Source organism: Jeotgalibacillus marinus, from assembly GCF_040801915.1.
Taxonomy (GTDB): Bacteria; Bacillota; Bacilli; order Bacillales; family Jeotgalibacillaceae; genus Jeotgalibacillus; species Jeotgalibacillus marinus.
On the sequence record NZ_JBFMIA010000357.1, the window covers coordinates 1 to 221 of the forward strand.

Sequence of the window (221 nt, forward strand, 5' to 3'; positions counted from 1 at the left end):
CAGGATGGATTCTTCTGGAAAACCAAGAAGATGGAGGACATGTCGCCGGCCGAATGGGAAAGCCTGTGCGATGGCTGCGGCCGCTGCTGCCTGAACAAGCTCGAAGACGAGGATACCGGCGAGATCTATTTCACCGATGTCAGCTGCAAGATGCTCGATTCCTGCACGGCCGGCTGCAAGGACTACGCGAATCGCTTCGACTTCGTGCCGGACTGCGTTGT

Annotated in this window: 1 protein-coding gene; it reads left to right on the top strand. The window is 57.5% G+C overall.

What is annotated here, in order from left to right; genetic code table 11:
* The coding region (locus AB1471_RS19255; RefSeq protein ID WP_496350353.1) for a YkgJ family cysteine cluster protein at positions 1 to 221 on the top strand (221 nt) is incomplete at both ends.